Source organism: Escherichia sp. E10V10 (genome assembly GCF_004211985.1).
Classification (GTDB): Bacteria; Pseudomonadota; Gammaproteobacteria; order Enterobacterales; family Enterobacteriaceae; genus Escherichia.
In genome coordinates this window covers 1-22,945 of record NZ_RHJO01000015.1, presented here as the reverse complement: position 1 = coordinate 22,945, position 22,945 = coordinate 1, and the positions used below count along the sequence as shown (strand labels likewise).

General features: G+C 51.8%; 27 protein-coding genes. 19 read left to right on the top strand and 8 right to left on the bottom strand.

All coding sequences use genetic code 11. From position 1 onward, the window contains the following. Window positions 1–145 precede the first annotated feature (145 nt). Window positions 146–1,327, bottom strand: a complete 1,182-nt coding sequence (tsgA, locus tag D9736_RS15890) for an MFS transporter TsgA (protein ID WP_130208935.1) — start codon at window positions 1,325–1,327, stop codon at window positions 146–148. A gap of 264 nt (window positions 1,328–1,591) precedes the next feature. Here tsgA and ppiA point away from each other — a divergent pair, with 264 nt between their 5' ends. The 5 genes from ppiA (at window position 1,592) to argD (ending at window position 4,929) form a co-directional block, all read left to right on the top strand. Beyond that, complete coding sequence (gene ppiA, locus D9736_RS15885) at window positions 1,592–2,164, top strand: peptidylprolyl isomerase A (protein WP_064527557.1); 573 nt, start codon at window positions 1,592–1,594, stop codon at window positions 2,162–2,164. Between the two features lie 104 nt (window positions 2,165–2,268). Then, on the top strand, window positions 2,269–2,436 hold the full coding sequence (locus tag D9736_RS15880) for a YhfG family protein (RefSeq protein ID WP_000736860.1): 168 nt from the start codon (window positions 2,269–2,271) through the stop codon (window positions 2,434–2,436). Next, window positions 2,426–3,028, top strand: a complete 603-nt coding sequence (locus D9736_RS15875) for a putative adenosine monophosphate-protein transferase Fic (RefSeq protein WP_130258682.1) — start codon at window positions 2,426–2,428, stop codon at window positions 3,026–3,028. The genes D9736_RS15880 and D9736_RS15875 overlap by 11 nt, the downstream gene beginning before the upstream one ends. A 31-nt stretch (window positions 3,029–3,059) precedes the next feature. Next, complete coding sequence (gene pabA, locus D9736_RS15870) at window positions 3,060–3,623, top strand: aminodeoxychorismate synthase component 2 (RefSeq protein ID WP_130258681.1); 564 nt, start codon at window positions 3,060–3,062, stop codon at window positions 3,621–3,623. A gap of 85 nt (window positions 3,624–3,708) precedes the next feature. Then, window positions 3,709–4,929: a bifunctional acetylornithine/succinyldiaminopimelate transaminase gene (argD, locus tag D9736_RS15865; protein ID WP_130258680.1), complete on the top strand. Its 1,221-nt coding sequence runs from the start codon at window positions 3,709–3,711 to the stop codon at window positions 4,927–4,929. 149 nt (window positions 4,930–5,078) lie between these two features. Here the strand turns inward: argD and D9736_RS15860 are convergent, their stop codons facing one another. Then, window positions 5,079–7,169 carry a YccS/YhfK family putative transporter gene (locus D9736_RS15860; protein WP_130209200.1) on the bottom strand — a complete coding sequence of 697 codons (2,091 nt, stop codon included), beginning with the start codon at window positions 7,167–7,169 and terminating at the stop codon, window positions 5,079–5,081. Window positions 7,170–7,219: 50 nt separating this feature from the next. Continuing rightward, window positions 7,220–7,852, bottom strand: a complete 633-nt coding sequence (gene crp / locus D9736_RS15855) for a cAMP-activated global transcriptional regulator CRP (RefSeq protein ID WP_000242755.1) — start codon at window positions 7,850–7,852, stop codon at window positions 7,220–7,222. 301 nt (window positions 7,853–8,153) lie between these two features. Here crp and D9736_RS15850 point away from each other — a divergent pair, with 301 nt between their 5' ends. After that, entirely contained in the window at window positions 8,154–8,558 is a 405-nt protein-coding gene (locus tag D9736_RS15850; RefSeq protein WP_001148908.1) for an OsmC family protein, read from the top strand. Window positions 8,559–8,612: 54 nt separating this feature from the next. On the opposite strand, the gene D9736_RS15845 is transcribed toward D9736_RS15850, so the two are convergent. From D9736_RS15845 to D9736_RS15830, 4 genes are read right to left on the bottom strand one after another with little or no spacing between them, the layout of a single operon-like run. Continuing rightward, window positions 8,613–9,482, bottom strand: coding sequence for a phosphoribulokinase (locus D9736_RS15845; protein ID WP_130217618.1), 870 nt, complete (start codon window positions 9,480–9,482; stop codon window positions 8,613–8,615). Between the two features lie 53 nt (window positions 9,483–9,535). Beyond that, entirely contained in the window at window positions 9,536–9,754 is a 219-nt protein-coding gene (locus D9736_RS15840) for a YheU family protein (RefSeq protein ID WP_064527543.1), read from the bottom strand. Next, the gene (locus tag D9736_RS15835; protein ID WP_130258679.1) at window positions 9,748–10,770 is read right to left on the bottom strand and encodes a hydrolase; all 1,023 of its coding nucleotides are present in this window, start codon (window positions 10,768–10,770) and stop codon (window positions 9,748–9,750) included. The genes D9736_RS15840 and D9736_RS15835 overlap by 7 nt, the downstream gene beginning before the upstream one ends. Beyond that, a complete protein-coding gene (locus D9736_RS15830) occupies window positions 10,770–12,683 on the bottom strand; it encodes an ABC transporter ATP-binding protein (RefSeq protein WP_042002854.1) in 1,914 nt (637 codons plus the stop codon). Before D9736_RS15830 ends, D9736_RS15835 begins: the two co-directional genes overlap by 1 nt. Window positions 12,684–12,813: 130 nt before the next feature. On the opposite strand from D9736_RS15830, the gene kefG reads away from it, so the two are divergent. From kefG to slyD, 4 genes are all read left to right on the top strand, one after another. Continuing rightward, the gene (kefG, locus tag D9736_RS15825) at window positions 12,814–13,365 is read left to right on the top strand and encodes a glutathione-regulated potassium-efflux system ancillary protein KefG (protein ID WP_130258761.1); all 552 of its coding nucleotides are present in this window, start codon (window positions 12,814–12,816) and stop codon (window positions 13,363–13,365) included. Continuing rightward, a complete protein-coding gene (gene kefB / locus D9736_RS15820) occupies window positions 13,365–15,170 on the top strand; it encodes a glutathione-regulated potassium-efflux system protein KefB (protein ID WP_000399122.1) in 1,806 nt (601 codons plus the stop codon). The genes kefG and kefB overlap by 1 nt, the downstream gene beginning before the upstream one ends. Before the next feature lie 9 nt (window positions 15,171–15,179). After that, on the top strand, window positions 15,180–15,380 hold the full coding sequence (locus D9736_RS15815; protein ID WP_001007734.1) for a YheV family putative zinc ribbon protein: 201 nt from the start codon (window positions 15,180–15,182) through the stop codon (window positions 15,378–15,380). Between the two features lie 94 nt (window positions 15,381–15,474). Beyond that, window positions 15,475–16,065, top strand: coding sequence for a peptidylprolyl isomerase (gene slyD / locus D9736_RS15810; RefSeq protein ID WP_000861334.1), 591 nt, complete (start codon window positions 15,475–15,477; stop codon window positions 16,063–16,065). Between the two features lie 48 nt (window positions 16,066–16,113). Here the strand turns inward: slyD and D9736_RS15805 are convergent, their stop codons facing one another. Continuing rightward, on the bottom strand, window positions 16,114–16,332 hold the full coding sequence (locus tag D9736_RS15805) for a protein SlyX (RefSeq protein WP_064527535.1): 219 nt from the start codon (window positions 16,330–16,332) through the stop codon (window positions 16,114–16,116). Between the two features lie 220 nt (window positions 16,333–16,552). On the opposite strand from D9736_RS15805, the gene fkpA reads away from it, so the two are divergent. From fkpA to D9736_RS15760, 9 genes are all read left to right on the top strand, one after another. After that, window positions 16,553–17,365: an FKBP-type peptidyl-prolyl cis-trans isomerase gene (gene fkpA / locus D9736_RS15800; protein WP_130208921.1), complete on the top strand. Its 813-nt coding sequence runs from the start codon at window positions 16,553–16,555 to the stop codon at window positions 17,363–17,365. A 166-nt stretch (window positions 17,366–17,531) separates the two neighbouring features. After that, window positions 17,532–18,254, top strand: coding sequence for a transcriptional regulator (locus tag D9736_RS15795; protein ID WP_000091466.1), 723 nt, complete (start codon window positions 17,532–17,534; stop codon window positions 18,252–18,254). Next, window positions 18,254–18,640 (top strand): sulfurtransferase complex subunit TusD, encoded by a 387-nt coding sequence (gene tusD / locus D9736_RS15790; protein ID WP_001209689.1) that lies wholly within the window; start codon window positions 18,254–18,256, stop codon window positions 18,638–18,640. Before D9736_RS15795 ends, tusD begins: the two co-directional genes overlap by 1 nt. Continuing rightward, complete coding sequence (gene tusC / locus D9736_RS15785; protein WP_130217614.1) at window positions 18,640–18,999, top strand: sulfurtransferase complex subunit TusC; 360 nt, start codon at window positions 18,640–18,642, stop codon at window positions 18,997–18,999. The genes tusD and tusC overlap by 1 nt, the downstream gene beginning before the upstream one ends. Before the next feature lie 7 nt (window positions 19,000–19,006). After that, window positions 19,007–19,294 carry a sulfurtransferase complex subunit TusB gene (tusB, locus tag D9736_RS15780; protein WP_130217612.1) on the top strand — a complete coding sequence of 96 codons (288 nt, stop codon included), beginning with the start codon at window positions 19,007–19,009 and terminating at the stop codon, window positions 19,292–19,294. Between the two features lie 125 nt (window positions 19,295–19,419). Further along, entirely contained in the window at window positions 19,420–19,794 is a 375-nt protein-coding gene (rpsL, locus tag D9736_RS15775) for a 30S ribosomal protein S12 (RefSeq protein ID WP_000246815.1), read from the top strand. A 96-nt stretch (window positions 19,795–19,890) separates the two neighbouring features. After that, complete coding sequence (gene rpsG, locus D9736_RS15770) at window positions 19,891–20,361, top strand: 30S ribosomal protein S7 (RefSeq protein WP_001138043.1); 471 nt, start codon at window positions 19,891–19,893, stop codon at window positions 20,359–20,361. Window positions 20,362–20,457: 96 nt separating this feature from the next. Then, window positions 20,458–22,572 carry an elongation factor G gene (fusA, locus tag D9736_RS15765; protein ID WP_000124701.1) on the top strand — a complete coding sequence of 705 codons (2,115 nt, stop codon included), beginning with the start codon at window positions 20,458–20,460 and terminating at the stop codon, window positions 22,570–22,572. A gap of 70 nt (window positions 22,573–22,642) precedes the next feature. Next, on the top strand, window positions 22,643–22,945 hold a 303-nt coding region (locus tag D9736_RS15760), incomplete at its 3' end, for a GTP-binding protein (RefSeq protein WP_000031688.1).

The following is a 22,945-nucleotide window of genomic DNA, read 5'->3' as shown; positions in this document are numbered from 1 at the left end:
TAAATTTTCTTAAGTCACGGAATTGTCTGATATTTCATGTTTGTGTAAAAAACACACAAAATGAAAGGTTTTATAGAGATGAAGGCACGTTGCGGGGGAAGAGAAGAAAAGGCCGGACGACGATAGCGCCGCCCGGCATGAGCAATTAATGAGAGGTCAGGGTGTTGTGCTGACGGTGACGGCTGACAAAACCTAACAGGAAGCACATCACGAATACCACAGCGTACAGACCGTTTGCAGTGAGCAGTGCTGCCTGTGGACCGCTATGTTCAACAATCGGTCCGGTAACCACAAAGGTCAACATGGTGCCGATGGTTCCGCAGGTCAGGACAAAGTTAACCAGTTTTGGCGATGGTACTTTGGTCTGCTGTGAACCCAGGGTGATGATGGTGGTATAGATCGCGCTGGAGAAGAAGCCCAGGGCGAGAATTGACCACGCCATGTGTGCCGGTGTTCCGGTGTTAAAGACATACATCAGAATCGCAGCCAGACCAGCCAGTACGGTCAGAATGCGTTGCAGATCAAAGAAGCGAAGAATAAAGCTGAATGCCCACATGCCAACCATGTACGACATCCAGAAGTTGCTTACCAGCGTACCTGCATCGTTCAGGCTCATGCCCAGACCTTTGGCATACTCCGGCACCCAGGAGATAAAACCTAACTGGCCGAGGATGTAGCACAGTGCCGCAATGGAGAGAAACAGCACGCCGATCCCCCATTTTTCTTTCGCTACCGGAGCGTCAGTTTTTGGCGCATGTTTACCCAATGCCGGGAACTCACAGCCGAAGGTCAGAATAAAGATAGCGACGTACACCAGCCCGATGCAGGCATAAACCCAGTACCACTCAATGCTGCGTGCCAGCAGATACGCGGCAATCATCGGGAAAATCATCCCGGCCATACTGAAGAAGGAGTCGGTAAATAACAGGCGGGAACCGCGCTGACGTCCTTCATACATTTGCGTTATCAGGAACGTACCAATCGACATGGTGATGCCGCTAACCACCCCGAGAATGAACATCGCCGCCGAGAACAGCGCCAGGCTGTGGCTGAACATCAAACCGGCAACCGCCAGCACCATCAGGAGAAAGCCAAAACGTAACTGCGTTTTCAACGGGACGATTTCCATCAGCCAGGCGTTAAGGAAGATAGAGATTAAAATGCCGGCATTGAGGAAGGTGAAGGTATTACTCATACTGGAAACAGGCAGATTGAAATAATCGGCGATGTTTCCCATCACCATCCCGGTGACAATAACCAACGCACCGGTCAGTGCGTAGGAGAGAAAGCTAATCCATGTGAGCTTGATGCGATTGCTGTTAGTCATGATTGGCCTGCGTTAAAAGATAAAATGGCATAGTGGATATGCTGCGAGCGGGCGATTTTAGGTGATTTTGTGATCTGATTAAATATTTAATTGCAAACGGTTGCTAATTTGCAATGTTTAAAGTGATTCTCATCACGAAATATACGTGATCATCAGGTTACATATATTTCAAGTGCGTAAAATTAGGTAAAGGAATGGCCTTGTCATTGAAGGCTATTTAGAATCTCTCCACTTGCTTTTTTTCTGCTCTGTTAAGGAAATCTCATGTTCAAATCGACCCTGGCAGCTGTTGTAGCTGTTTTCGCTCTTTCTGCTCTCTCACCTGAAGCAATGGCAGCGAAAGGGGATCCGCACGTATTGTTAACAACCTCTGCTGGTAATATCGAACTGGAGCTGGATAGCCAGAAAGCGCCAGTGTCTGTGCAAAACTTTGTCGATTATGTGAACAGCGGTTTTTATAACAACACTACCTTTCACCGGGTGATCCCGGGCTTTATGATTCAGGGTGGTGGATTTACCGAGCAGATGCAGCAGAAAAAACCGAATCCGCCGATCAAAAATGAGGCTGATAACGGTCTGCGTAACACCCGTGGCACCATCGCGATGGCGCGTACCGCCGACAAAGACAGCGCCACCAGCCAGTTCTTTATCAACGTTGCCGATAACGCCTTCCTCGACCACGGTCAGCGTGATTTCGGTTACGCGGTATTTGGCAAAGTGGTGAAAGGCATGGATGTTGCTGACAAGATTTCCCAGGTCCCAACCCATGATGTTGGCCCGTACCAGAATGTGCCGTCAAAACCGGTAGTTATCCTTTCCGCTAAAGTCCTGCCGTAATGATTTCTCGCGCGGGTAATCTTGCCCGCGCCTCTGCTCTCCCGGCGTAACCTGGATTTGCCGCTTATACTTGTGGCAAACGGACACGTTCAGGGAGGCATCAAGTGAAGAAACTCACCGATAAGCAAAAGTCCCGTCTCTGGGAGCTTCAGCGTAATCGTAATTTCCAGGCCAGCCGCCGCCTTGAAGGCGTCGAGATGCCATTAGTCACTCTTACTGCCGCAGAGGCTTTAGCACGCCTTGAAGAGCTGAGGAGGCACTATGAGCGATAAATTCGGCGAAGGGCGCGATCCGTATCTTTATCCTGGCCTTGATATCATGCGTAATCGGTTGAATATCCGCCAGCAGCAGCGGCTGGAACAGGCTGCTTACGAAATGACGGCGCTGCGTGCTGCGGCCATTGAGCTTGGTCCGCTGGTGCGCGGTTTACCGCATTTGCGCGCTATTCATCGCCAGCTTTATCAGGATATTTTCGACTGGGCAGGGCAACTGCGAGAAGTTGATATTTATCAGGGCGATACGCCGTTCTGCCACTTTGCCTATATCGAAAAAGAGGGCAATGCCCTGATGCAGGATTTAGAGGAAGAAGGTTATCTGGTTGGTCTTGAGAAAGCGAAGTTTGTCGAGCGGCTGGCGCACTACTATTGTGAAATCAACGTCCTGCATCCATTCCGTGCGGGAAGTGGCCTGGCACAGCGGATCTTCTTCGAGCAACTGGCGATTCATGCCGGCTATCAACTGAACTGGCAAGGTATTGGTGAAGAGGCCTGGAATCAGGCGAATCAGAATGGGGCAATGGGAGACCTTACGGCTCTGCAGACGATATTTAGCAAAGTGGTAAGCGAAGCCGGGGAATCTGAGTAAAATAGCGCGGTTCTTTCGTACCGGAGCCGCCATGATCCTGCTTATTGATAACTACGATTCTTTCACCTGGAACCTCTACCAGTACTTTTGTGAACTGGGGGCCGATGTGCTGGTTAAGCGCAACGATGCGTTGACACTGGTGGATATCGACGCCCTTAAACCACAAAAAATTGCCATATCACCCGGCCCCTGTACGCCAGATGAAGCCGGGATCTCCCTTGAAGTTATTCGCCACTATGCCGGGCGCTTGCCGATTCTTGGCGTCTGCCTCGGTCATCAGGCGATGGCGCAGGCTTTTGGTGGCAAAGTTGTGCGCGCCGCAAAGGTCATGCACGGTAAAACCTCACCGATTACGCATAACGGCCAGGGCGTATTCCAGGGGCTGGCGAATCCACTCACCGTGACGCGCTACCATTCGCTGGTGGTGGAACCTGACTCATTGCCAGCGTGCTTTGACGTGACTGCCTGGAGCGAAACCGGGGAGATTATGGGGATTCGTCATCGCCAGTGGGATCTTGAAGGTGTGCAGTTCCATCCGGAAAGCATTCTCAGCGAGCAGGGGCATCAACTGCTGGCGAATTTCCTGCATCGCTGATTTCTGGTTGCTATCTAGTGATTTTTTATGCATATTTTGTGATTATAATTTCACATTGGTTTATGCGTAACAGGGTGATCATGAGATGGCAACTGAACAAGCAGCAATTACACGCGCGACTTTCGATGAAGTGATCCTGCCGATTTATGCACCGGCAGAGTTTATTCCGGTAAAAGGTCAGGGCAGCCGAGTCTGGGATCAGCAAGGCAAAGAGTATGTCGATTTCGCGGGTGGGATTGCGGTAACGGCGTTAGGCCATTGCCATCCGGCGCTGGTGGAAGCGTTAAAAACCCAGGGGGAAACCCTGTGGCATATCAGCAACGTTTTCACCAATGAACCGGCGCTGCGTCTTGGGCGTAAACTGATTGAGACGACGTTTGCCGAACGCGTGGTGTTTATGAACTCCGGTACGGAAGCCAACGAAACCGCCTTTAAACTGGCGCGTCACTACGCCTGCGTGCGTCATAGTCCGTTCAAAACCAAAATTATTGCCTTCCATAACGCTTTTCATGGTCGCTCGCTGTTTACCGTTTCGGTGGGTGGGCAGCCAAAATATTCCGACGGCTTTGGGCCGAAACCGGCAGACATCATCCACGTTCCCTTTAACGATCTCCACGCAGTGAAAGCGGTTATGGATGATCACACCTGTGCGGTGGTGGTTGAGCCGATCCAGGGCGAGGGCGGCGTGACGGCTGCGACGCCAGAGTTTTTGCAGGGCTTGCGCGAGCTGTGCGATCAATATCAGGCATTATTGGTGTTTGATGAAGTGCAGTGTGGAATGGGGCGGACTGGCGATTTGTTTGCCTATATGCACTACGGCGTGACGCCAGATATTTTGACCTCTGCGAAAGCCCTGGGCGGCGGCTTCCCGATTAGCGCCATGCTGACCACGGCGGAGATTGCTTCAGCGTTTCATCCTGGTTCTCACGGTTCCACCTACGGCGGTAATCCACTGGCCTGTGCAGTCGCGGGCGCGGCGTTTGATATCATCAATACCCCTGAAGTGCTGGAAGGCATTCAGGCGAAACGCCAGCGTTTTGTTGACCATTTGCAGAAGATTGACCAGCAGTTTGATGTGTTTAGCGATATTCGCGGCATGGGGTTGTTGATTGGCGCGGAGCTGAAACCACAATACAAAGGTCAGGCGCGTGATTTCCTTTATGCGGGCGCAGAGGCTGGCGTAATGGTGCTGAACGCCGGGCCGGATGTGATGCGTTTTGCGCCGTCGCTGGTGGTGGAAGATGCGGATATCGATGAAGGGATGCAACGTTTCGCCCACGCGGTGGCGAAGGTGGTTGGGGCGTAAATAAGACGCGTCAGCGTCGCATCAGGCAAAAGATGTCGGATGCGGCGTGAACGCCTTATCCGACCTACAGTTCGAGTGTATGCTTGTCGGCTGATAAGACGCGTCAGCGTCGTATCAGGCAAAGGGTGTCGCTTCTGGCAATGAATTGATTACGCCTTCGAATCCCGCAACTTGCGACTCAACCAAATCCCGTGATGCGGTCGCTGACGCCACGCCATCGACGATATGGTGTGCATGGTATTCAGATGGCCAATAACCCGTTGTAAATGCTGTTCCAGGGTACCAGCCGCGCCTTCGTGCGGCAGCATCTCTGGCGCGTCTATGATATTGGCGTCACCAGACCCGCCCGGCTCGTCATATTCCAGCCGCTGTTGACAGCGTTGAATAGCGATTTCACAAGACTGCAAATACTCTTGCGCCAGCTCCTGTGGTAATGTCCGGTGTTCTCGCGCCAGCGTGGTCATGGCATTAATATGTTCAACAATAAACTGACTATGTGTTACCCACAGTTTCATGTCAGCCAGATAATGGCTGTTAAATGCGGGTTCCTGCATCGCTTGATTTAATGAGTTATACAGAGTGTTATGTGCCTGATTAACCCGCATTCGCTGCCAGGCCAGTGGTGTTGGTTGCGGATCTTTACTCAAGATCAGACGAATCGCTTCCTGGTAGGTTTCTAAAGCATCATGGGCGTTCTTACGCAATAACCCGCTCTGCCACTGCGGCCACAGCCATACCGTGCCACCGAAGGCAATCAAACAACCAATAATGGTATCGATAAGACGCGGAATGATGTATTGCTCGCCGTTCAGCCACAACAGTTGCAGGGTATACACCGCAGTAATGGTAAAGCCGACCGTTGCCCAGCCGTAGTTTTTGCGCAATATCAGGTAGCTGGCGAGGGTGGTAAACAGCATCAGCGTCAGGGTGTAACCTTCGGGAATTTTAAAGTGCAGCGCCACGCCCGCAATGATTAACCCGACCACGGTTCCCACGGAGCGATTCACAATCCTCAGACGGGTCGCGCCGTAACCATTTTGTGTCACCAGCAACACCGTCATCAGGATCCAATACGACTTCGGCAGATGCAGCGCGGTCCCCATCAAACTGGCGACGCTCAACATCACACTGAGTCGCCCGGCATTGCGCAGTGCCGGAGATTTCAATGAAAGATAACTTTTTAACGCCGGAAGTAATGGCATCCGCCGCTGTTTATCCGCCAGCAGATCGCGGGCATAGAGCGGTTTCTGGGTACGCAACACACGAGCGATGCGGCTGAAGTGCCAGTAGCAGAATTGCCCCACGGGGTTATCCGGGTGTTGGCGGGCGATTTTCTCCAGTGCACCAATTTGCTTCTCCATCGTAAAACGCGTCGGCAGGCGATGGTAAAGAATGTCATCAGCCAGCACGCGCAGGCGAGCAGCGATGGTTTGCGCATTCCAGCGGATAACTTCCTCCGCATGGCTACGCTCGACCAACTTTTGCACCTCTTCAGGTTGATGCAAACTGACCGAAATATGTTCCTGTAAATCCAGAGCTTCCTGGAAAATGCGCAACATCCGCTTGTAGTCAGTATTATTTTGCGCGGAAAGCATGTGCATTTGCTGATAGCACTGGGTAATTAAATCGACCGCTTTTTGCTGGCGTACCAGTAGTGGCGGGAGCGCTTTTTCGGGATCGGTGTGCTGAGTGAGCAGACTGTATTTGATTTCACAGTAATCAGCCAGTTCACGGTAGAGCAGACTAAGTGATTCGCGTAGGGGTTGTTCGCGCCAGATCCAGAACCAAAACCAGTTAAACAGCCCGTACCAGAGTGTGCCTAACGCATAAATGAGCAATGGCTCCCATACCGGCATATATCCCGCCAGACTGAGGGTAAAAATGGCAGCCAGCAGCGATGCAGGAAGCAATTTTGCGTGTAATGGCCCAAGCTCAGCAGTGACGCCAAGTACCAGCGTTAACCCGGTCAGCAGAAAGGGCAGGGGGATATCTTTTTCCAACAGCAGCTGTGTCAATAAGCTACAGGTAGCAAACAGCGACGCGCCAATAATCAAGCGTTTGAAAAAACGTTTATGGGGGGTATCAAGCCCCGCAATGTTGCAACAGGCAGGGACGAGTGAAAACAGCAGGCCGAGTCTTAATTCGCCAAACAACAGACCAACGGCCACGGGCAAACATAGCACCAGTGTTTGTCGTAGTGCATAGTTGATATCAGGATGATAAATCAGTCTGCGCCACATCGGTTTAAACAAAATGGCGCGCTACCAGGTAACGCGCCACTCCGATGGGGTTAACGGGTGCCGTAAACGACGATGGTTTTACCGTGTGCGGAGATCAGGTTCTGATCTTCCAGCATCTTCAGAATGCGCCCCACGGTTTCACGAGAACAGCCGACAATTTGACCAATTTCCTGACGGGTAATTTTAATTTGCATACCGTCCGGGTGAGTCATGGCATCCGGTTGTTTCGCCAGATTCAGCAGCGTCTGCGCGATGCGACCTGTAACGTCGAGGAAAGCGAGGTTGCCCACTTTCTCTGAAGTGACTTGCAGACGACGCGCCATCTGCGCGGAGAGACGCATCAGAATATCCGGGTTAACCTGAATTAATTGACGAAATTTTTTGTAGGAAATTTCAGCTACTTCACAGGCGGTTTTTGCACGTACCCATGCGCTACGTTCCTGGCCTTCTTCAAACAGGCCCAATTCGCCAATAAAATCACCCTGATTCAGATAGGAGAGGATCATTTCTTTACCCTCCTCGTCTTTGATCAGCACTGCCACAGAGCCTTTAACGATGTAGTACAGCGTTTCCGCTTTTTCACCCTGGTGAATAAGCGTGCTCTTGGATGGATACTTATGAATGTGGCAATGAGACAAGAACCATTCGAGAGTCGGGTCTGTTTGCGGTTTGCCAAGCACCATGCGCGGTTATCCTCTGTTATAAGCTTTCTCCAGAGCCAGAAAACGGCGCTGTCTCTGGGTTGCCGAAATGTGCTTCCCGCTACCTGGGAAGGGGCTATCAACTGAACTGCACGGTAATGTGACGTCCTTTACATACATGCAGTACATCAATGTATTACTGTAGCATCCTGACTGTTTTAGCATAGCTTTCGCTCTGTGTCTCCTGGTGTCTCGCTTCAGCATGACCCAGGTCGCCTTCCGTTGCGCGATTTGGTCAGTACGCGTACTCTGTCAGGAAAATTGACGCAATGGAGTTCCGATTATGCAAGCGCGTGTGAAGTGGGTTGAAGGGTTAACTTTTTTGGGCGAATCCGCCTCTGGTCACCAGATTTTAATGGATGGCAACTCTGGCGATAAAGCGCCCAGCCCGATGGAAATGGTGCTGATGGCGGCGGGTGGCTGTAGCGCCATTGATGTGGTTTCTATCCTGCAAAAAGGGCGTCAGGATGTGGTTGATTGTGAAGTAAAACTGACCTCTGAACGCCGCGAAGAGGCCCCGCGCCTGTTTACCCATATCAATTTGCATTTTATCGTCACAGGTCGCGACCTGAAGGACGCAGCGGTTGCGCGTGCGGTGGATCTCTCTGCTGAGAAATATTGTTCAGTGGCGCTGATGCTGGAAAAAGCGGTGAATATTACCCACTCTTATGAAGTGGTTGCTGCGTGATTTAACTACCCCGTTGTGATGCCGGATAGTATTTTATCCGGCTTATTGGTGAAGTTACTCGATTTTCTTCCCTTCCATCAGTCGTTGCACCAGCGGCAGCATAATTAACTCCATTGCCAGACCCATTTTGCCGCCCGGCACCACTAATGTATTGATGTGGGAAATGAATGAGCCCTGCAACATCGCCAGTAGCCAGGGGAAATCGATCCCTTCCAGATTACGAAAATGGATCACCACAAAGCTTTCATCCAGCGATGGAATGCCTTTTGCCGCGAACGGGTTTGAAGTGTCGACGGTGGGAACGCGCTGGAAGTTAAGATGGGTGCGGGAAAACTGCGGCGTGATGTAGTTGATATAGTCTTCCATTGAACGCACTACAGAGTCCATCACTGCTTCTCGTGAGTGCCCGCGCTCGCTGGTGTCGCGGATCAGTTTTTGAATCCACTCAAGGTTAACGATAGGTACCACGCCAACCAGTAAGTCTACATGCTGCGCAACGTTATGCTGTGGCGTGACTACGCCGCCGTGTAAACCTTCATAAAACAGTACATCAGTCGGTTCCGGTAAAGGTTGCCAGGGGGTGAATGTCCCCGGTACCTGATTCCACGGTACGGCTTCGTCGTAGGTATGCAGATATCTGCGAGATTTCCCTTTGCCGCTCTGGCCGTATTCAATAAAGGTCTGTTCCAGCAGGCCGAAGTCGTTGGCTTCGGGACCGAAGTAGCTGATATGCCGCCCGGCGTCGCGCGCTTTGCGGATCGCCATGTCCATTTCCGGGCGGGTATAGCGGTGAAAACTGTCGCCTTCCACCTCGGCGGCTTGCAGATTTAACTGGGCGAATATTTTACGAAACGCGAGGCTGGTGGTGGTAGTCCCCGCGCCGCTGGATCCTGTTACCGCAATGACCGGATGTTTGGCAGACATAGTAACTCCATGACTTGGCTATCATTATTATTTCGTCCGCCGACGGTTGCAGGTTATTCGCGAAACTGACTGCGCGGCATGATATTGACCGTCTCGTGCAGTTCCGACCAGACCAGTACCGCTTCTCCGCACTGTAGCTGGCGTTTGACGTCGGCGACTTTCTGTTCAAGCGTACGCTCTTGTTCACCATAATCGGTGCCTTCACGTAACACAAAGCTTTCAATTAAATTTTCCAGCGTTTCAGGGGAGATGTCTTGCCAGGGAATCAACATGATTTCGCCTCCAGATACGTTGTTAACCAGTCAGGAATGCGTGACTCCAGCCACATTTGCGGGTGAAGTAATGTACCGCCAATAAAACCAACATGACCCCCATGTTCGGTCAGTTGATACTCTACTTGCGGAGGAAGATTTTCCGGTTTCGGGATCACCTGATGATCCATAAACGGATCGTCTTTGGCGTGAATAATCAGCGTCGGTTTAGCGATCCGATTGAGCATCGGCATGGCACTACACTGACGATAATAGTCGATAGCGTCGGCGTAGCCGTGAATTCTGGCGGTGATCAGATCGTCAAATTCACGGATACGACGTACCGATTTTAACTGCGCGAGATTAATCGGCAGCGTACCGGGGTAGGCCGCCAGCTTGCGCGCAGCATTGGCTTTTAGCAGGTTCAGCAAATAACGCTGATAAACGCGGGAAAAGCCCTTTTCCATATGGTAACTACAGGCTTCCAGCACAAACGGCGCAGAGACAATCACCGCCGCATCAATCGGGAGATCATTGCCTTCTTTTGCCAGCAAACAGGCCAGCATATTACCGCCGAGCGAATAGCCGACGGCAGCCGTTGGCGCATGACCAAACTCGCGTTGCAGCCAGCGTAAAAACCAACTGGCGTCTTCGGTTTCGCCCGAATGGTAAATGCGGTGCATGCGGTTAGGTTCACCGCTGCATCCGCGAAAATGCATCACCACACCCAGCCAGCCGCGCTTTTTCGCCGCATCAACCAGGCCGTGGGCGTAAGGGCTATTGAGGCTGCCTTCGAGCCCGTGAAACACCACTAAACGCGGTTTATGTCTCGCCTGTGCAGGATCTTCACTCCACGCGAGATCGACAAAATCACCGTCGGGCAACTCCAGCCGCTGCCAGTGCGGAGTAAATTTCACCTGACGACGAAACAGACGCGGCAGCATGGTTTGTAGATGGCAATTGCTGAAACCGCGCATAGGGATGAATTCAGCACTGCTGCTGAATTCATTGGCATCGGTCGTCGTTATCTGCGCCATCAGTTACTTTGGCCTTCAAGCAGCATCTGCTCAAGCTGCTCCTGGGCTTCCAGCCACGCCATTTCGCACTCTTCCAGGCCGGATTTGGCGCTGGCTTGTTGTTGCAGGCAGGCGGTCAATTCCGCTTTACGGCTCTGATCGTACAGTTCGCTGTCGCCGAGTTTCTCTTCCGCCTGCGCCAGTTGCGCATTCAGCTTCTCCATCTCTTTTTCCAGACGGGCAATCTCTTTACGCAGTGGCTGGGTTTGCGCACGCAGCTCCGCTTCCCGACGCTTCTGATCTTTACGCGCCTGGGCGCTGTTCGCGTTCTCTTTTGGCGCGTCGTCGGCCTGGTTTTCCTGCTTTTGTACGTCGCTCAACCACTGTTGATAATCTTCCAGATCGCCGTCGAACGGTTCGACTTTACGATCGTGAACCAGATAGAGATCGTCAGTGGTGGAACGCAGCAAATGACGGTCGTGCGAAACGACAACCAGCGCGCCTTCAAACTCGATCAACGCTTCAGTCAGTGCCTGACGCATGTCGAGGTCAAGGTGGTTGGTCGGTTCGTCGAGCAGCAGCAGATTCGGACGCTGCCAGACGATTAATGCCAGCACCAGGCGGGCTTTTTCACCACCGGAAAAGCGGCGCGTTTCTTCCGTCACTTTATCGCCCTGGAAACCAAAGCCGCCGAGATAGTCACGCAGTTTTTGCTCCAGCTCCTGCGGCGCTAAACGTGCCAGATGTTGAATAGGCGATTCGTCGGCGCGCAGGTATTCCAGTTGATGCTGGGCGAAGTAGCCGAGCTTGATCCCTTTCGCCAGACCAATTTCACCGCTGACTGGAGCAAGTTCACCGGCTAACAGTTTGATTAATGTCGATTTACCCGCGCCGTTGCGGCCTAACAGACCAATGCGCGAGCCAGGGACCAGATTCAGTTTAATCGAGTCGAGAATAATGCGATCGCCATAGCCTGCGCTGACTTTTTCCATCTTCAGTAACGGATTTGGCAGACTTTCCGGCGCGCGGAAGCTAAAACGGAACGGGTTGTCGACGTGCGCCGGGGCAATCAGCTCCATACGCTCGAGCATCTTAATGCGGCTCTGGGCCTGCTTCGCTTTGGTGGCTTTGGCACGGAAACGGTCGATATAACTTTGCAGATGCGCTACGCGTTCCTGCTGGCTTTCATACATCGCTTGTTGCTGCGCCAGACGGGTGGCGCGCTGTACTTCAAACGAACTGTAGTTACCGGTGTACTCGAACATGCTTTGTTGTTCGATATGAATAATTTTATCCACTATCGGATCGAGGAAGTCGCGGTCGTGAGAGATCAGGATCAGCGTGCCCTGATAGCTCTTCAGCCATTTTTCCAGCCAGATAACGGCATCGAGATCGAGGTGGTTAGTCGGTTCGTCGAGCAGCAGCAAGTCTGAACGGCAAATCAGCGCCTGGGCAAGGTTAAGACGCATACGCCAGCCACCGGAGAAATCACTCACCGGGCGCTCCAGTTGTTCATTGCTGAAACCGAGGCCGTGCAGCAGGCTGGCGGCACGGGAGCGAATACTCCATGCGTCAATAGCATCCAGCTTGCCATGAATGGTCGCAATGGCGTGCCCGTCGTTACGTTCGTTTGCGTCGTGCAGCTGCGCTTCCAGTTGACGATATTCACGGTCGCCGTCAATGACATATTCCAGCGCCGCTTGCGGTAACGCCGGCGTTTCCTGATTCACCCACGCCAGTTGCCAGCTTCCCGGAAAGGTGTAGCTGCCGCCGTCGGCGCTGATTTCATTTTTCAGCAATGCCAGCAGGGTAGATTTACCACAGCCGTTTTTACCCACCAGGCCGACTTTCTGCCCGGGGTTGATGGTGGCGGTGGCATTATCCAGCAGGACGCGCACGCCGCGACGAATTTGTAACGAGGAGAAAACAATCATAAGGCGCCGTATGTTCAGACTATGTTAACTTATCATTATGATAATGTAATGTATGGGCGAGCTGCCGCACCGGGCGCAATGGTAGCCCAAAACAGCGACTATACACAAAAACCATACCGGGAGGGGGATGATGTCTCAGCCAGCGAAAGTTTTGCTGCTGTATGCCCATCCGGAATCTCAGGACTCGGTGGCAAACCGGGTACTGCTTAAACCGGCCACGCAGCTCAGCAATGTTACCGTGCACGACCTTTACGCGCACTATCCCGATTTTTTTATTGATATCCCCCGTGAGCAGGCATTACTGCGCGAGCACGAGGTGATTGTCTTTCAGCATCCTCTTTATACCTATAGCTGCCCGGCGCTACTGAAAGAGTGGCTGGACCGGGTATTAAGTCGTGGTTTTGCCAGCGGGCCGGGGGGAAACCAACTGGCGGGAAAGTACTGGCGTAGCGTGATTACCACCGGCGAGCCGGAAAGTGCTTACCGTTATGACGCATTGAATCGCTACCCGATGAGCGATGTTCTGCGCCCCTTTGAACTGGCGGCGGGCATGTGCCGGATGCATTGGTTAAGCCCCATCATTATTTACTGGGCGAGACGGCAAAGCGCACAGGAGCTGGCGAGCCACGCCAGAGCCTACAGTGACTGGCTGGCAAATCCGCTGTCTCCAGGAGGCCGCTGATGGAAGGTTCCGATTTTTTACTCGCAGGAGTGCTGTTTCTCTTCGCGGCGGTGGCTGCGGTGCCGCTGGCATCGCGGCTGGGTATTGGCGCTGTGTTGGGATATTTGCTGGCAGGGATTGCAATTGGCCCGTGGGGGCTGGGGTTTATTAGCGACGTCGATGAGATCCTCCACTTTTCGGAACTCGGCGTGGTGTTCCTGATGTTTATCATCGGCCTGGAGTTGAATCCTTCCAAACTTTGGCAATTGCGACGCTCGATTTTTGGCGTAGGCGCGGCACAGGTGCTGTTAAGCGCGGCGTTGCTGGCAGGATTATTGATGCTGACGGATTTCGCCTGGCAGGCGGCGGTGGTCGGTGGCATTGGCCTTGCGATGTCTTCAACTGCAATGGCGTTGCAATTGATGCGTGAGAAAGGGATGAATCGCAGCGAATCCGGGCAGCTCGGGTTTTCGGTTCTGCTGTTTCAGGATCTGGCGGTGATCCCGGCACTGGCGTTAGTGCCGTTGTTGGCGGGTTCAGCAGACGAACATTTCGACTGGATGAAGATCGGCATGAAGGTGCTGGCGTTTGTCGGCATGCTGATTGGTGGGCGCTATTTACTGCGTCCGGTATTCCGCTTTATTGCAGCTTCTGGCGTGCGGGAAGTGTTCACCGCCGCGACGCTGCTGCTGGTGTTGGGTTCCGCATTGTTTATGGATGCGCTGGGGCTGTCGATGGCGCTCGGTACGTTTATTGCAGGCGTGCTGCTGGCGGAAAGTGAATATCGCCATGAACTGGAAACGGCTATCGATCCGTTTAAGGGGTTGCTGCTCGGGCTATTTTTTATCTCTGTCGGCATGTCGCTCAACCTCGGGGTGCTTTATACCCATCTGTTGTGGGTAGTGATAAGCGTGGTTGTGCTGGTGGCGGTGAAAATTCTCGTGCTGTATTTGCTGGCGCGACTGTATGGCGTGCGTAGCTCAGAGCGGATGCAGTTTGCTGGCGTATTGAGTCAGGGCGGTGAGTTTGCCTTCGTACTCTTTTCTACCGCTTCTTCACAACGCTTATTCCAGGGCGACCAGATGGCGCTGTTGCTGGTGACGGTGACGCTTTCCATGATGACCACGCCGCTGCTGATGAAGCTGGTGGATAAATGGCTATCCCGCCAGTTTAACGGACCGGAAGAAGAGGATGAAAAACCGTGGGTCAACGATGATAAACCGCAGGTTATAGTCGTGGGCTTTGGGCGTTTTGGTCAGGTGATTGGTCGTTTGCTGATGGCAAATAAAATGCGCATTACCGTGCTGGAGCGGGATATCAGTGCCGTTAACCTGATGCGTAAATATGGCTACAAAGTTTATTACGGCGACGCCACGCAGGTAGATCTTTTACGTTCTGCGGGTGCAGAGGCCGCAGAGTCTATTGTCATTACCTGTAACGAGCCGGAAGACACCATGAAGCTGGTGGAGATTTGCCAGCAACACTTTCCGCATTTGCATATTCTTGCGCGAGCGCGCGGACGTGTGGAAGCGCATGAGTTATTACAGGCCGGGGTGACGCAGTTTTCCCGTGAGACATTCTCCAGTGCGTTAGAGCTGGGGCGCAAAACGCTGGTCACGCTTGGCATGCATCCGCATCAGGCGCAGCGCGCGCAACTGCATTTTCGCCGCCTGGATATGCGAATGCTGCGGGAGTTAATCCCGATGCATGCTGATACCGTACAAATTTCTCGCGCCAGGGAAGCCCGACGCGAACTGGAAGAGATTTTCCAGCGTGAAATGCAACAAGAACGACGCCAGCTGGACGGCTGGGATGAATTTGAGTAGAGGGTAAAGATGGCAATCCGAAAACGTTTTATCGCGGGCGCAAAATGCCCGGCCTGTCAGGCGCAAGATTCCATGGCGATGTGGCGCGAAAATAATATTGATATTGTTGAATGCGTTAAGTGTGGACACCAGATGCGTGAAGTCGATAAAGAAGCCCGCGATCACGTTCGCAAAGATGAGCAAGTGATCGGGATTTTTCATCCGGACTAGCGATATGCGCCGAGTTTTTTTAAGCTAGTGAGTACACGGCTGCAGAATTCCGCTACAATCTGCGCCACTATTCTTCCCATGCTCAGGAGATATCATGAAAGTAGCAAAAGACCTGGTGGTCAGCCTGGCCTATCAGGTACGTACAGAAGACGGTGTGTTGGTTGATGAGTCTCCGGTGAGTGCGCCGCTGGACTATCTGCATGGTCACGGTTCTCTGATCTCTGGCCTGGAAACAGCGCTGGAAGGTCATGAAGTTGGCGACAAATTTGATGTCGCTGTTGGCGCGAACGACGCTTACGGTCAGTACGACGAAAACCTGGTGCAGCGCGTTCCTAAAGACGTATTTATGGGCGTTGATGAACTGCAGGTAGGTATGCGTTTCCTGGCTGAAACCGACCAGGGTCCAGTACCGGTTGAAATCACTGCGGTTGAAGACGATCACGTTGTGGTTGACGGTAACCACATGCTGGCTGGTCAGAATCTGAAATTCAACGTTGAAGTTGTGGCGATTCGCGAAGCGACCGAAGAAGAACTGGCTCATGGTCACGTTCATGGCGCGCACGATCATCACCACGATCACGACCACGACGGTTGCTGCGGCGGTCATGGCCACGATCACGGTCATGAACACGGTGGCGAAGGCTGCTGTGGCGGTAAAGGTAACGGCGGTTGCGGTTGCCACTAATACCGAAAAAGTGACAAAAAAGCGGGGAATCCCCGCTTTTTTTACGCCTCAATAATGTGGCGGTGGCGTTTCTTCAGCCTGCGACGCGATGTTCGACGGCTGGCTGGCTTTTAACTTCTCGGTCAGCAGACGCAGATGATCGCGCAGTTTCGCCATCTCCATTTCATGAGCGGTCACCGTGACGTTCAGTTCTTCAATGGTGATTTCCTGAAAAGCCAGCCGGCTCTCCAGTTCTGCCAGGCGTGCTTCCAATGTTAAATCCTGCATGATTCACCTCTTTTGTCGAATGGTCGCCGCGGATTCTACTTAACTTTGCTGCCCGAGACAGCACTCATTTCGCAGTCATCGAAACTAATTTAAACAAAAAGAGTCTGAAAATAGATGATAATAGGGCGTATCTGTATGTAGATTTGTTCGACAACGTTTTATAGTACCTTTCTGATAATAGTTAACCCAGGGGTGAGATGCCCCGATCCTGGAGATATGGATGAAATCACTGTTTAAAGTAACGCTGCTGGCGACCACAATGGCCGTTGCCCTGCATGCACCAATCACTTTTGCTGCCGAAGCGGCGAAACCAACTGCAACTGCTGACAGCAAAGCAGCGTTCAAAAATGACGATCAGAAATCAGCTTACGCGCTGGGTGCTTCGCTCGGTCGTTACATGGACAATTCTCTGAAAGAACAAGAAAAGCTGGGCATCAAACTGGATAAAGATCAGCTAATCGCGGGTGTTCAGGATGCATTTGCGGATAAAAGCAAACTCTCTGATCAAGAGATCGAACAGACTCTGCAAGCGTTTGAAGCACGCGTGAAGTCCTCCGCTCAGGCGAAGATGGAAAAAGATGCTGCTGATAACGAAGCGAAAGGTAAAGAGTACCGCGAGAAATTTGCCAAAGAGAAAGGTGTAAAAACCTCTTCAACTGGCCTGGTTTATCAGGTAGTGGAAGCCGGTAAAGGTGAAGCACCGAAAGACAGCGATACTGTAGTAGTGAACTACAAAGGTACGCTGATTGACGGTAAAGAGTTCGATAACTCATATACCCGTGGTGAACCGCTCTCGTTCCGTCTGGACGGCGTGATCCCTGGCTGGACTGAAGGTCTGAAGAACATCAAGAAAGGCGGTAAGATCAAACTGGTTATTCCACCAGAGCTGGCTTACGGCAAAGCGGGCGTTCCGGGGATCCCACCGAACTCTACTCTGGTATTTGACGTAGAACTGCTGGATGTGAAACCAGCACCGAAGGCTGATACGAAGCCAGAAGCAGATGCTAAAGCAGCAGATTCTGCTAAAAAATAAGCATTAAAAACCGCCGCCTGACCAGGCGGCGGTTTTTTTATTGCAGGCCGGATATAATTAGTGCTGGAAAGCGGAACCTCCGCTGTATTAATTTAATTACCCGCATCATTAATGAGCCTGCCCTGAAAAGTTAACGACAGGCTCCTGAAAAGGAGTGTTTTTTTTCATGTCCAGGTCGCTTTTAACCAACGAAACCAGTGAGTTGGATTTACTGGATCAACGTCCTTTCGACCAGACCGATTTTGATATTCTGAAATCCTACGAAGCGGTGGTGGACGGGTTAGCGATGCTCATTGGTTCCCACTGTGAAATCGTTTTGCACTCTTTGCAGGATTTAAAATGTTCAGCCATTCGTATTGCCAACGGCGAACATACAGGCCGGAAGATTGGCTCGCCAATTACCGATCTGGCACTGCGTATGCTGCATGACATGACGGGAGCGGATAGCAGCGTTTCTAAATGCTACTTTACTCGCGCCAAAAGCGGCGTATTAATGAAGTCCCTGACCATCGCGATTCGTAACCGCGAACAGCGTGTAATTGGTCTGCTGTGCATCAATATGAATCTTGATGTTCCTTTCTCGCAGATTATGAGCACTTTTGTGCCGCCAGAAACCCCGGACGTCGGTTCAAGTGTCAACTTTGCGTCTTCGGTTGAAGATCTGGTTACCCAAACACTGGAGTTCACCATTGAAGAAGTGAACGCCGATCGTAATGTTTCTAATAACGCCAAAAATCGTCAAATCGTGTTGAATCTTTACGAGAAAGGCATTTTCGATATCAAAGATGCGATCAACCAGGTTGCTGATCGTCTCAACATCTCCAAACATACTGTTTATCTCTATATCCGTCAGTTCAAGAGCGGTGATTTCCAGGGGCAAGATAAGTAATGCGTTTTGCCATCGTGGTAACCGGGCCAGCATACGGAACGCAACAGGCGAGTAGTGCTTTTCAGTTTGCACAGGCGCTGATAGCAGAAGGCCATGAGTTGAGTAGCGTCTTTTTCTACCGGGAAGGGGTCTATAACGCTAACCAGTTAACTTCTCCGGCAAGTGACGAATTTGACCTTGTGCGCGGCTGGCAGCAGTTGAACGCGCAACATGGTGTGGCGCTGAATATCTGCGTAGCGGCAGCGTTACGCCGCGGTATCGTCGATGAAACTGAAGCTGGAAGACTGGGGCTGGCCTCGTCAAACCTTCAGCCGGGATTTACCTTAAGCGGACTTGGCGCTCTGGCAGAAGCCTCGCTAACCTGTGACAGGGTGGTACAGTTCTGATGAAACGAATAGCGTTTGTCTTTTCTACTGCGCCTCATGGCACCGCGGCTGGTCGCGAGGGATTAGATGCTTTACTCGCAACTTCCGCTTTAACTGACGATCTCGCCGTCTTCTTTATCGCCGATGGCGTTTTTCAGCTTCTGCCAGAACAAAAGCCCGATGCGGTGCTGGCGCGTGATTACATTGCCACTTTTAAATTGCTGGGTCTGTATGACATTGAACAGTGCTGGGTTTGTGCGGCTTCTCTACGCGAACGAGGATTAGATCCGCAGACACCCTTTGTTGTCGAAGCCACGCCGCTCGAAGCAGATGCCTTACGCCGCGAACTCGCCAACTACGATGTTATTTTGAAATTTTGAGGCGTACATGTTGCACACATTACATCGCTCTCCCTGGCTGACAGATTTTCCTGCGCTGCTGCGTCTGCTCAGTGAGGGCGACGAACTGCTGTTATTACAGGATGGCGTAACTGCCGCAGTTGACGGCAACCGCTACCTTGAAAGTCTGCGTAATGCCCCCATTAAGGTTTATGCCCTGAACGAAGACCTCATTGCCCGCGGTTTGACTGCTCAAATTTCGAACGATATCATCCCGATTGACTATACTGATTTCGTCAGACTTACGGTTAAGCACACCAGCCAGATGGCCTGGTGACGGCGGGATCGTTGTATATTTCTTGACACCTTTTCGACACCGCCCTAAAATTCGGCGTCCTCATATTGTGTGAGGACGTTTTATTACGTGTTTACGAAGCAAAAGCTAAAACCAGGAGCTATTTAATGGCAACAGTTAACCAGCTGGTACGCAAACCACGTGCTCGCAAAGTTGCGAAAAGCAACGTGCCTGCGCTGGAAGCATGCCCGCAAAAACGTGGCGTATGTACCCGTGTATATACTACCACCCCTAAAAAACCGAACTCCGCACTGCGTAAAGTATGCCGTGTTCGTCTGACTAACGGTTTCGAAGTGACTTCCTACATTGGTGGTGAAGGTCACAACCTGCAGGAGCACTCCGTGATCCTGATCCGTGGCGGTCGTGTTAAAGACCTCCCGGGTGTTCGTTACCACACCGTACGTGGTGCGCTTGACTGCTCCGGCGTTAAAGACCGTAAGCAGGCTCGTTCCAAGTATGGCGTGAAGCGTCCTAAGGCTTAATGGTTCTCCGTTAAGTAAGGCCAAACGTTTTAACTTAAATGTCAAACTAAACTCGTAGAGTTTTGGACAATCCTGAATTAACAACGGAGTATTTCCATGCCACGTCGTCGCGTCATTGGTCAGCGTAAAATTCTGCCGGATCCGAAGTTCGGATCAGAACTGCTGGCTAAATTTGTAAATATCCTGATGGTAGATGGTAAAAAATCTACTGCCGAATCTATCGTATACAGCGCGCTGGAGACCCTGGCTCAGCGCTCTGGTAAATCTGAACTGGAAGCATTCGAAGTAGCTCTCGAAAACGTGCGCCCGACTGTAGAAGTTAAGTCTCGCCGCGTTGGTGGTTCTACTTATCAGGTACCAGTTGAAGTCCGTCCGGTTCGTCGTAATGCTCTGGCAATGCGTTGGATCGTTGAAGCTGCTCGTAAACGCGGTGATAAATCCATGGCTCTGCGCCTGGCGAACGAACTTTCCGATGCTGCAGAAAACAAAGGTACTGCAGTTAAGAAACGTGAAGACGTTCACCGTATGGCCGAAGCCAACAAGGCGTTCGCACACTACCGTTGGTAATCCCTTCGGAGTTTTAGTCACCAGGCGGGCGCTTCCAGTAAGCAGCCCGCTTTGGGCTACTTAAATTGAACGCCTAAAAGATAAACGAGGAAACAAATGGCTCGTACAACACCCATCGCACGCTACCGTAACATCGGTATCAGTGCGCACATCGACGCCGGTAAAACCACTACTACCGAACGTATTCTGTTCTACACCGGTGTAAACCATAAAATCGGTGAAGTTCATGACGGCGCTGCAACCATGGACTGGATGGAGCAGGAGCAGGAACGTGGTATTACCATCACTTCCGCTGCAACTACTGCATTCTGGTCTGGTATGGCTAAGCAGTATGAGCCGCATCGCATCAACATCATCGACACCCCGGGGCACGTTGACTTCACAATCGAAGTAGAACGTTCCATGCGTGTTCTCGATGGTGCGGTAATGGTTTACTGCGCAGTTGGTGGTGTTCAGCCGCAGTCTGAAACCGTATGGCGTCAGGCAAACAAATATAAAGTTCCGCGCATTGCGTTCGTTAACAAAATGGACCGCATGGGTGCGAACTTCCTGAAAGTTGTTAACCAGATCAAAACCCGTCTGGGCGCGAACCCGGTTCCGCTGCAGCTGGCGATTGGTGCTGAAGAACATTTCACCGGTGTTGTTGACCTGGTGAAAATGAAAGCTATCAACTGGAACGACGCTGACCAGGGCGTAACCTTCGAATACGAAGATATCCCGGCAGACATGGTTGAACTGGCTAACGAATGGCACCAGAACCTGATCGAATCCGCAGCTGAAGCTTCTGAAGAGCTGATGGAAAAATACCTGGGTGGTGAAGAACTGACTGAAGCAGAAATCAAAGGTGCTCTGCGTCAGCGCGTTCTGAACAACGAAATCATCCTGGTAACCTGTGGTTCTGCGTTCAAGAACAAAGGTGTTCAGGCGATGCTGGATGCGGTAATTGATTACCTGCCATCCCCGGTTGATGTACCTGCGATCAACGGTATCCTGGACGACGGTAAAGACACTCCGGCTGAACGTCACGCAAGTGATGACGAGCCGTTCTCTGCACTGGCGTTCAAAATCGCTACCGACCCGTTTGTTGGTAACCTGACCTTCTTCCGTGTTTACTCCGGTGTGGTTAACTCTGGTGATACCGTACTGAACTCCGTGAAAGCTGCACGTGAGCGTTTCGGTCGTATCGTTCAGATGCACGCTAACAAACGTGAAGAGATCAAAGAAGTTCGCGCGGGCGACATCGCTGCTGCAATCGGTCTGAAAGACGTAACCACTGGTGACACCCTGTGTGACCCGGATGCGCCGATCATTCTGGAACGTATGGAATTCCCTGAGCCGGTAATCTCCATCGCAGTTGAACCGAAAACCAAAGCTGACCAGGAAAAAATGGGTCTGGCTCTGGGCCGTCTGGCTAAAGAAGACCCGTCTTTCCGTGTATGGACTGACGAAGAATCTAACCAGACCATCATCGCGGGTATGGGCGAACTGCACCTCGACATCATCGTTGACCGTATGAAGCGTGAATTCAACGTTGAAGCGAACGTAGGTAAACCGCAGGTTGCTTACCGTGAAACTATCCGCCAGAAAGTTACCGATGTTGAAGGTAAACACGCGAAACAGTCTGGTGGTCGTGGTCAGTATGGTCATGTTGTTATCGACATGTACCCGCTGGAGCCGGGTTCAAACCCGAAAGGCTACGAGTTCATCAACGACATTAAAGGTGGTGTAATCCCTGGCGAATACATCCCGGCCGTTGATAAAGGTATCCAGGAACAGCTGAAAGCAGGTCCGCTGGCAGGCTACCCGGTAGTAGACATGGGTGTTCGTCTGCACTTCGGTTCTTACCATGACGTTGACTCCTCTGAACTGGCGTTTAAACTGGCTGCTTCTATCGCCTTTAAAGAAGGCTTTAAGAAAGCGAAACCAGTTCTGCTTGAGCCGATCATGAAGGTTGAAGTAGAAACTCCAGAAGAGAACACCGGTGACGTTATCGGTGACTTGAGCCGTCGTCGTGGTATGCTCAAAGGTCAGGAATCTGAAGTTACTGGCGTTAAGATCCACGCTGAAGTACCGCTGTCTGAAATGTTCGGATATGCAACTCAGCTGCGTTCTCTGACCAAAGGTCGTGCATCATACACCATGGAATTCCTGAAGTATGATGAAGCGCCGAGTAACGTTGCTCAGGCCGTAATTGAAGCCCGTGGTAAATAAGCCTAAGGGTTAATACCAAAGTCCCGTGCTCTCTCCTGAAGGGGAGAGCACTATAGTAAGGAATATAGCCGTGTCTAAAGAAAAATTTGAACGTACAAAACCGCACGTTAACGTTGGTACTATCGGCCACGTTGACCACGGTAAAACTACTCTGACCGCTGCAATCACCACCGTACTGGCTAAAACCTACGGCGGTGCTGCTCGTGCATTCGACCAGATCGATAACGCGCCGGAAGAAAAAGCTCGTGGTATCACCATCAACACTTCTCACGTTGAATATGACACCCCGACCCGTCACTACGCACACGTAGACTGCCCGGGGCACGCCGACTATGTTAAAAACATGATCACTGGTGCTGCTCAGATGGACGGC

Excerpts from the sequence above, each read along its gene's own strand:
- D9736_RS15830 (WP_042002854.1), bottom strand. The coding sequence starts at position 12,683 with ATGATTGTTTTCTCCTCGTTACAAATTCGTCGCGGCGTGCGCGTCCTG.
- D9736_RS15860 (WP_130209200.1), bottom strand. The coding sequence starts at position 7,169 with ATGTGGCGCAGACTGATTTATCATCCTGATATCAACTATGCACTACGA.
- argD (WP_130258680.1), top strand. The coding sequence starts at position 3,709 with ATGGCAACTGAACAAGCAGCAATTACACGCGCGACTTTCGATGAAGTG.
- D9736_RS15875 (WP_130258682.1), top strand. The coding sequence starts at position 2,426 with ATGAGCGATAAATTCGGCGAAGGGCGCGATCCGTATCTTTATCCTGGC.
- D9736_RS15835 (WP_130258679.1), bottom strand. The coding sequence starts at position 10,770 with ATGGCGCAGATAACGACGACCGATGCCAATGAATTCAGCAGCAGTGCT.
- D9736_RS15850 (WP_001148908.1), top strand. The coding sequence starts at position 8,154 with ATGCAAGCGCGTGTGAAGTGGGTTGAAGGGTTAACTTTTTTGGGCGAA.
- crp (WP_000242755.1), bottom strand. The coding sequence starts at position 7,852 with ATGGTGCTTGGCAAACCGCAAACAGACCCGACTCTCGAATGGTTCTTG.
- tusB (WP_130217612.1), top strand. The coding sequence starts at position 19,007 with ATGTTGCACACATTACATCGCTCTCCCTGGCTGACAGATTTTCCTGCG.
- kefG (WP_130258761.1), top strand. The coding sequence starts at position 12,814 with ATGTCTCAGCCAGCGAAAGTTTTGCTGCTGTATGCCCATCCGGAATCT.
- D9736_RS15845 (WP_130217618.1), bottom strand. The coding sequence starts at position 9,482 with ATGTCTGCCAAACATCCGGTCATTGCGGTAACAGGATCCAGCGGCGCG.
- rpsL (WP_000246815.1), top strand. The coding sequence starts at position 19,420 with ATGGCAACAGTTAACCAGCTGGTACGCAAACCACGTGCTCGCAAAGTT.
- tusC (WP_130217614.1), top strand. The coding sequence starts at position 18,640 with ATGAAACGAATAGCGTTTGTCTTTTCTACTGCGCCTCATGGCACCGCG.
- pabA (WP_130258681.1), top strand. The coding sequence starts at position 3,060 with ATGATCCTGCTTATTGATAACTACGATTCTTTCACCTGGAACCTCTAC.
- ppiA (WP_064527557.1), top strand. The coding sequence starts at position 1,592 with ATGTTCAAATCGACCCTGGCAGCTGTTGTAGCTGTTTTCGCTCTTTCT.
- kefB (WP_000399122.1), top strand. The coding sequence starts at position 13,365 with ATGGAAGGTTCCGATTTTTTACTCGCAGGAGTGCTGTTTCTCTTCGCG.
- slyD (WP_000861334.1), top strand. The coding sequence starts at position 15,475 with ATGAAAGTAGCAAAAGACCTGGTGGTCAGCCTGGCCTATCAGGTACGT.
- D9736_RS15815 (WP_001007734.1), top strand. The coding sequence starts at position 15,180 with ATGGCAATCCGAAAACGTTTTATCGCGGGCGCAAAATGCCCGGCCTGT.
- fkpA (WP_130208921.1), top strand. The coding sequence starts at position 16,553 with ATGAAATCACTGTTTAAAGTAACGCTGCTGGCGACCACAATGGCCGTT.
- tusD (WP_001209689.1), top strand. The coding sequence starts at position 18,254 with ATGCGTTTTGCCATCGTGGTAACCGGGCCAGCATACGGAACGCAACAG.
- rpsG (WP_001138043.1), top strand. The coding sequence starts at position 19,891 with ATGCCACGTCGTCGCGTCATTGGTCAGCGTAAAATTCTGCCGGATCCG.
- D9736_RS15795 (WP_000091466.1), top strand. The coding sequence starts at position 17,532 with ATGTCCAGGTCGCTTTTAACCAACGAAACCAGTGAGTTGGATTTACTG.
- fusA (WP_000124701.1), top strand. The coding sequence starts at position 20,458 with ATGGCTCGTACAACACCCATCGCACGCTACCGTAACATCGGTATCAGT.
- tsgA (WP_130208935.1), bottom strand. The coding sequence starts at position 1,327 with ATGACTAACAGCAATCGCATCAAGCTCACATGGATTAGCTTTCTCTCC.
- D9736_RS15805 (WP_064527535.1), bottom strand. The coding sequence starts at position 16,332 with ATGCAGGATTTAACATTGGAAGCACGCCTGGCAGAACTGGAGAGCCGG.
- D9736_RS15840 (WP_064527543.1), bottom strand. The coding sequence starts at position 9,754 with ATGTTGATTCCCTGGCAAGACATCTCCCCTGAAACGCTGGAAAATTTA.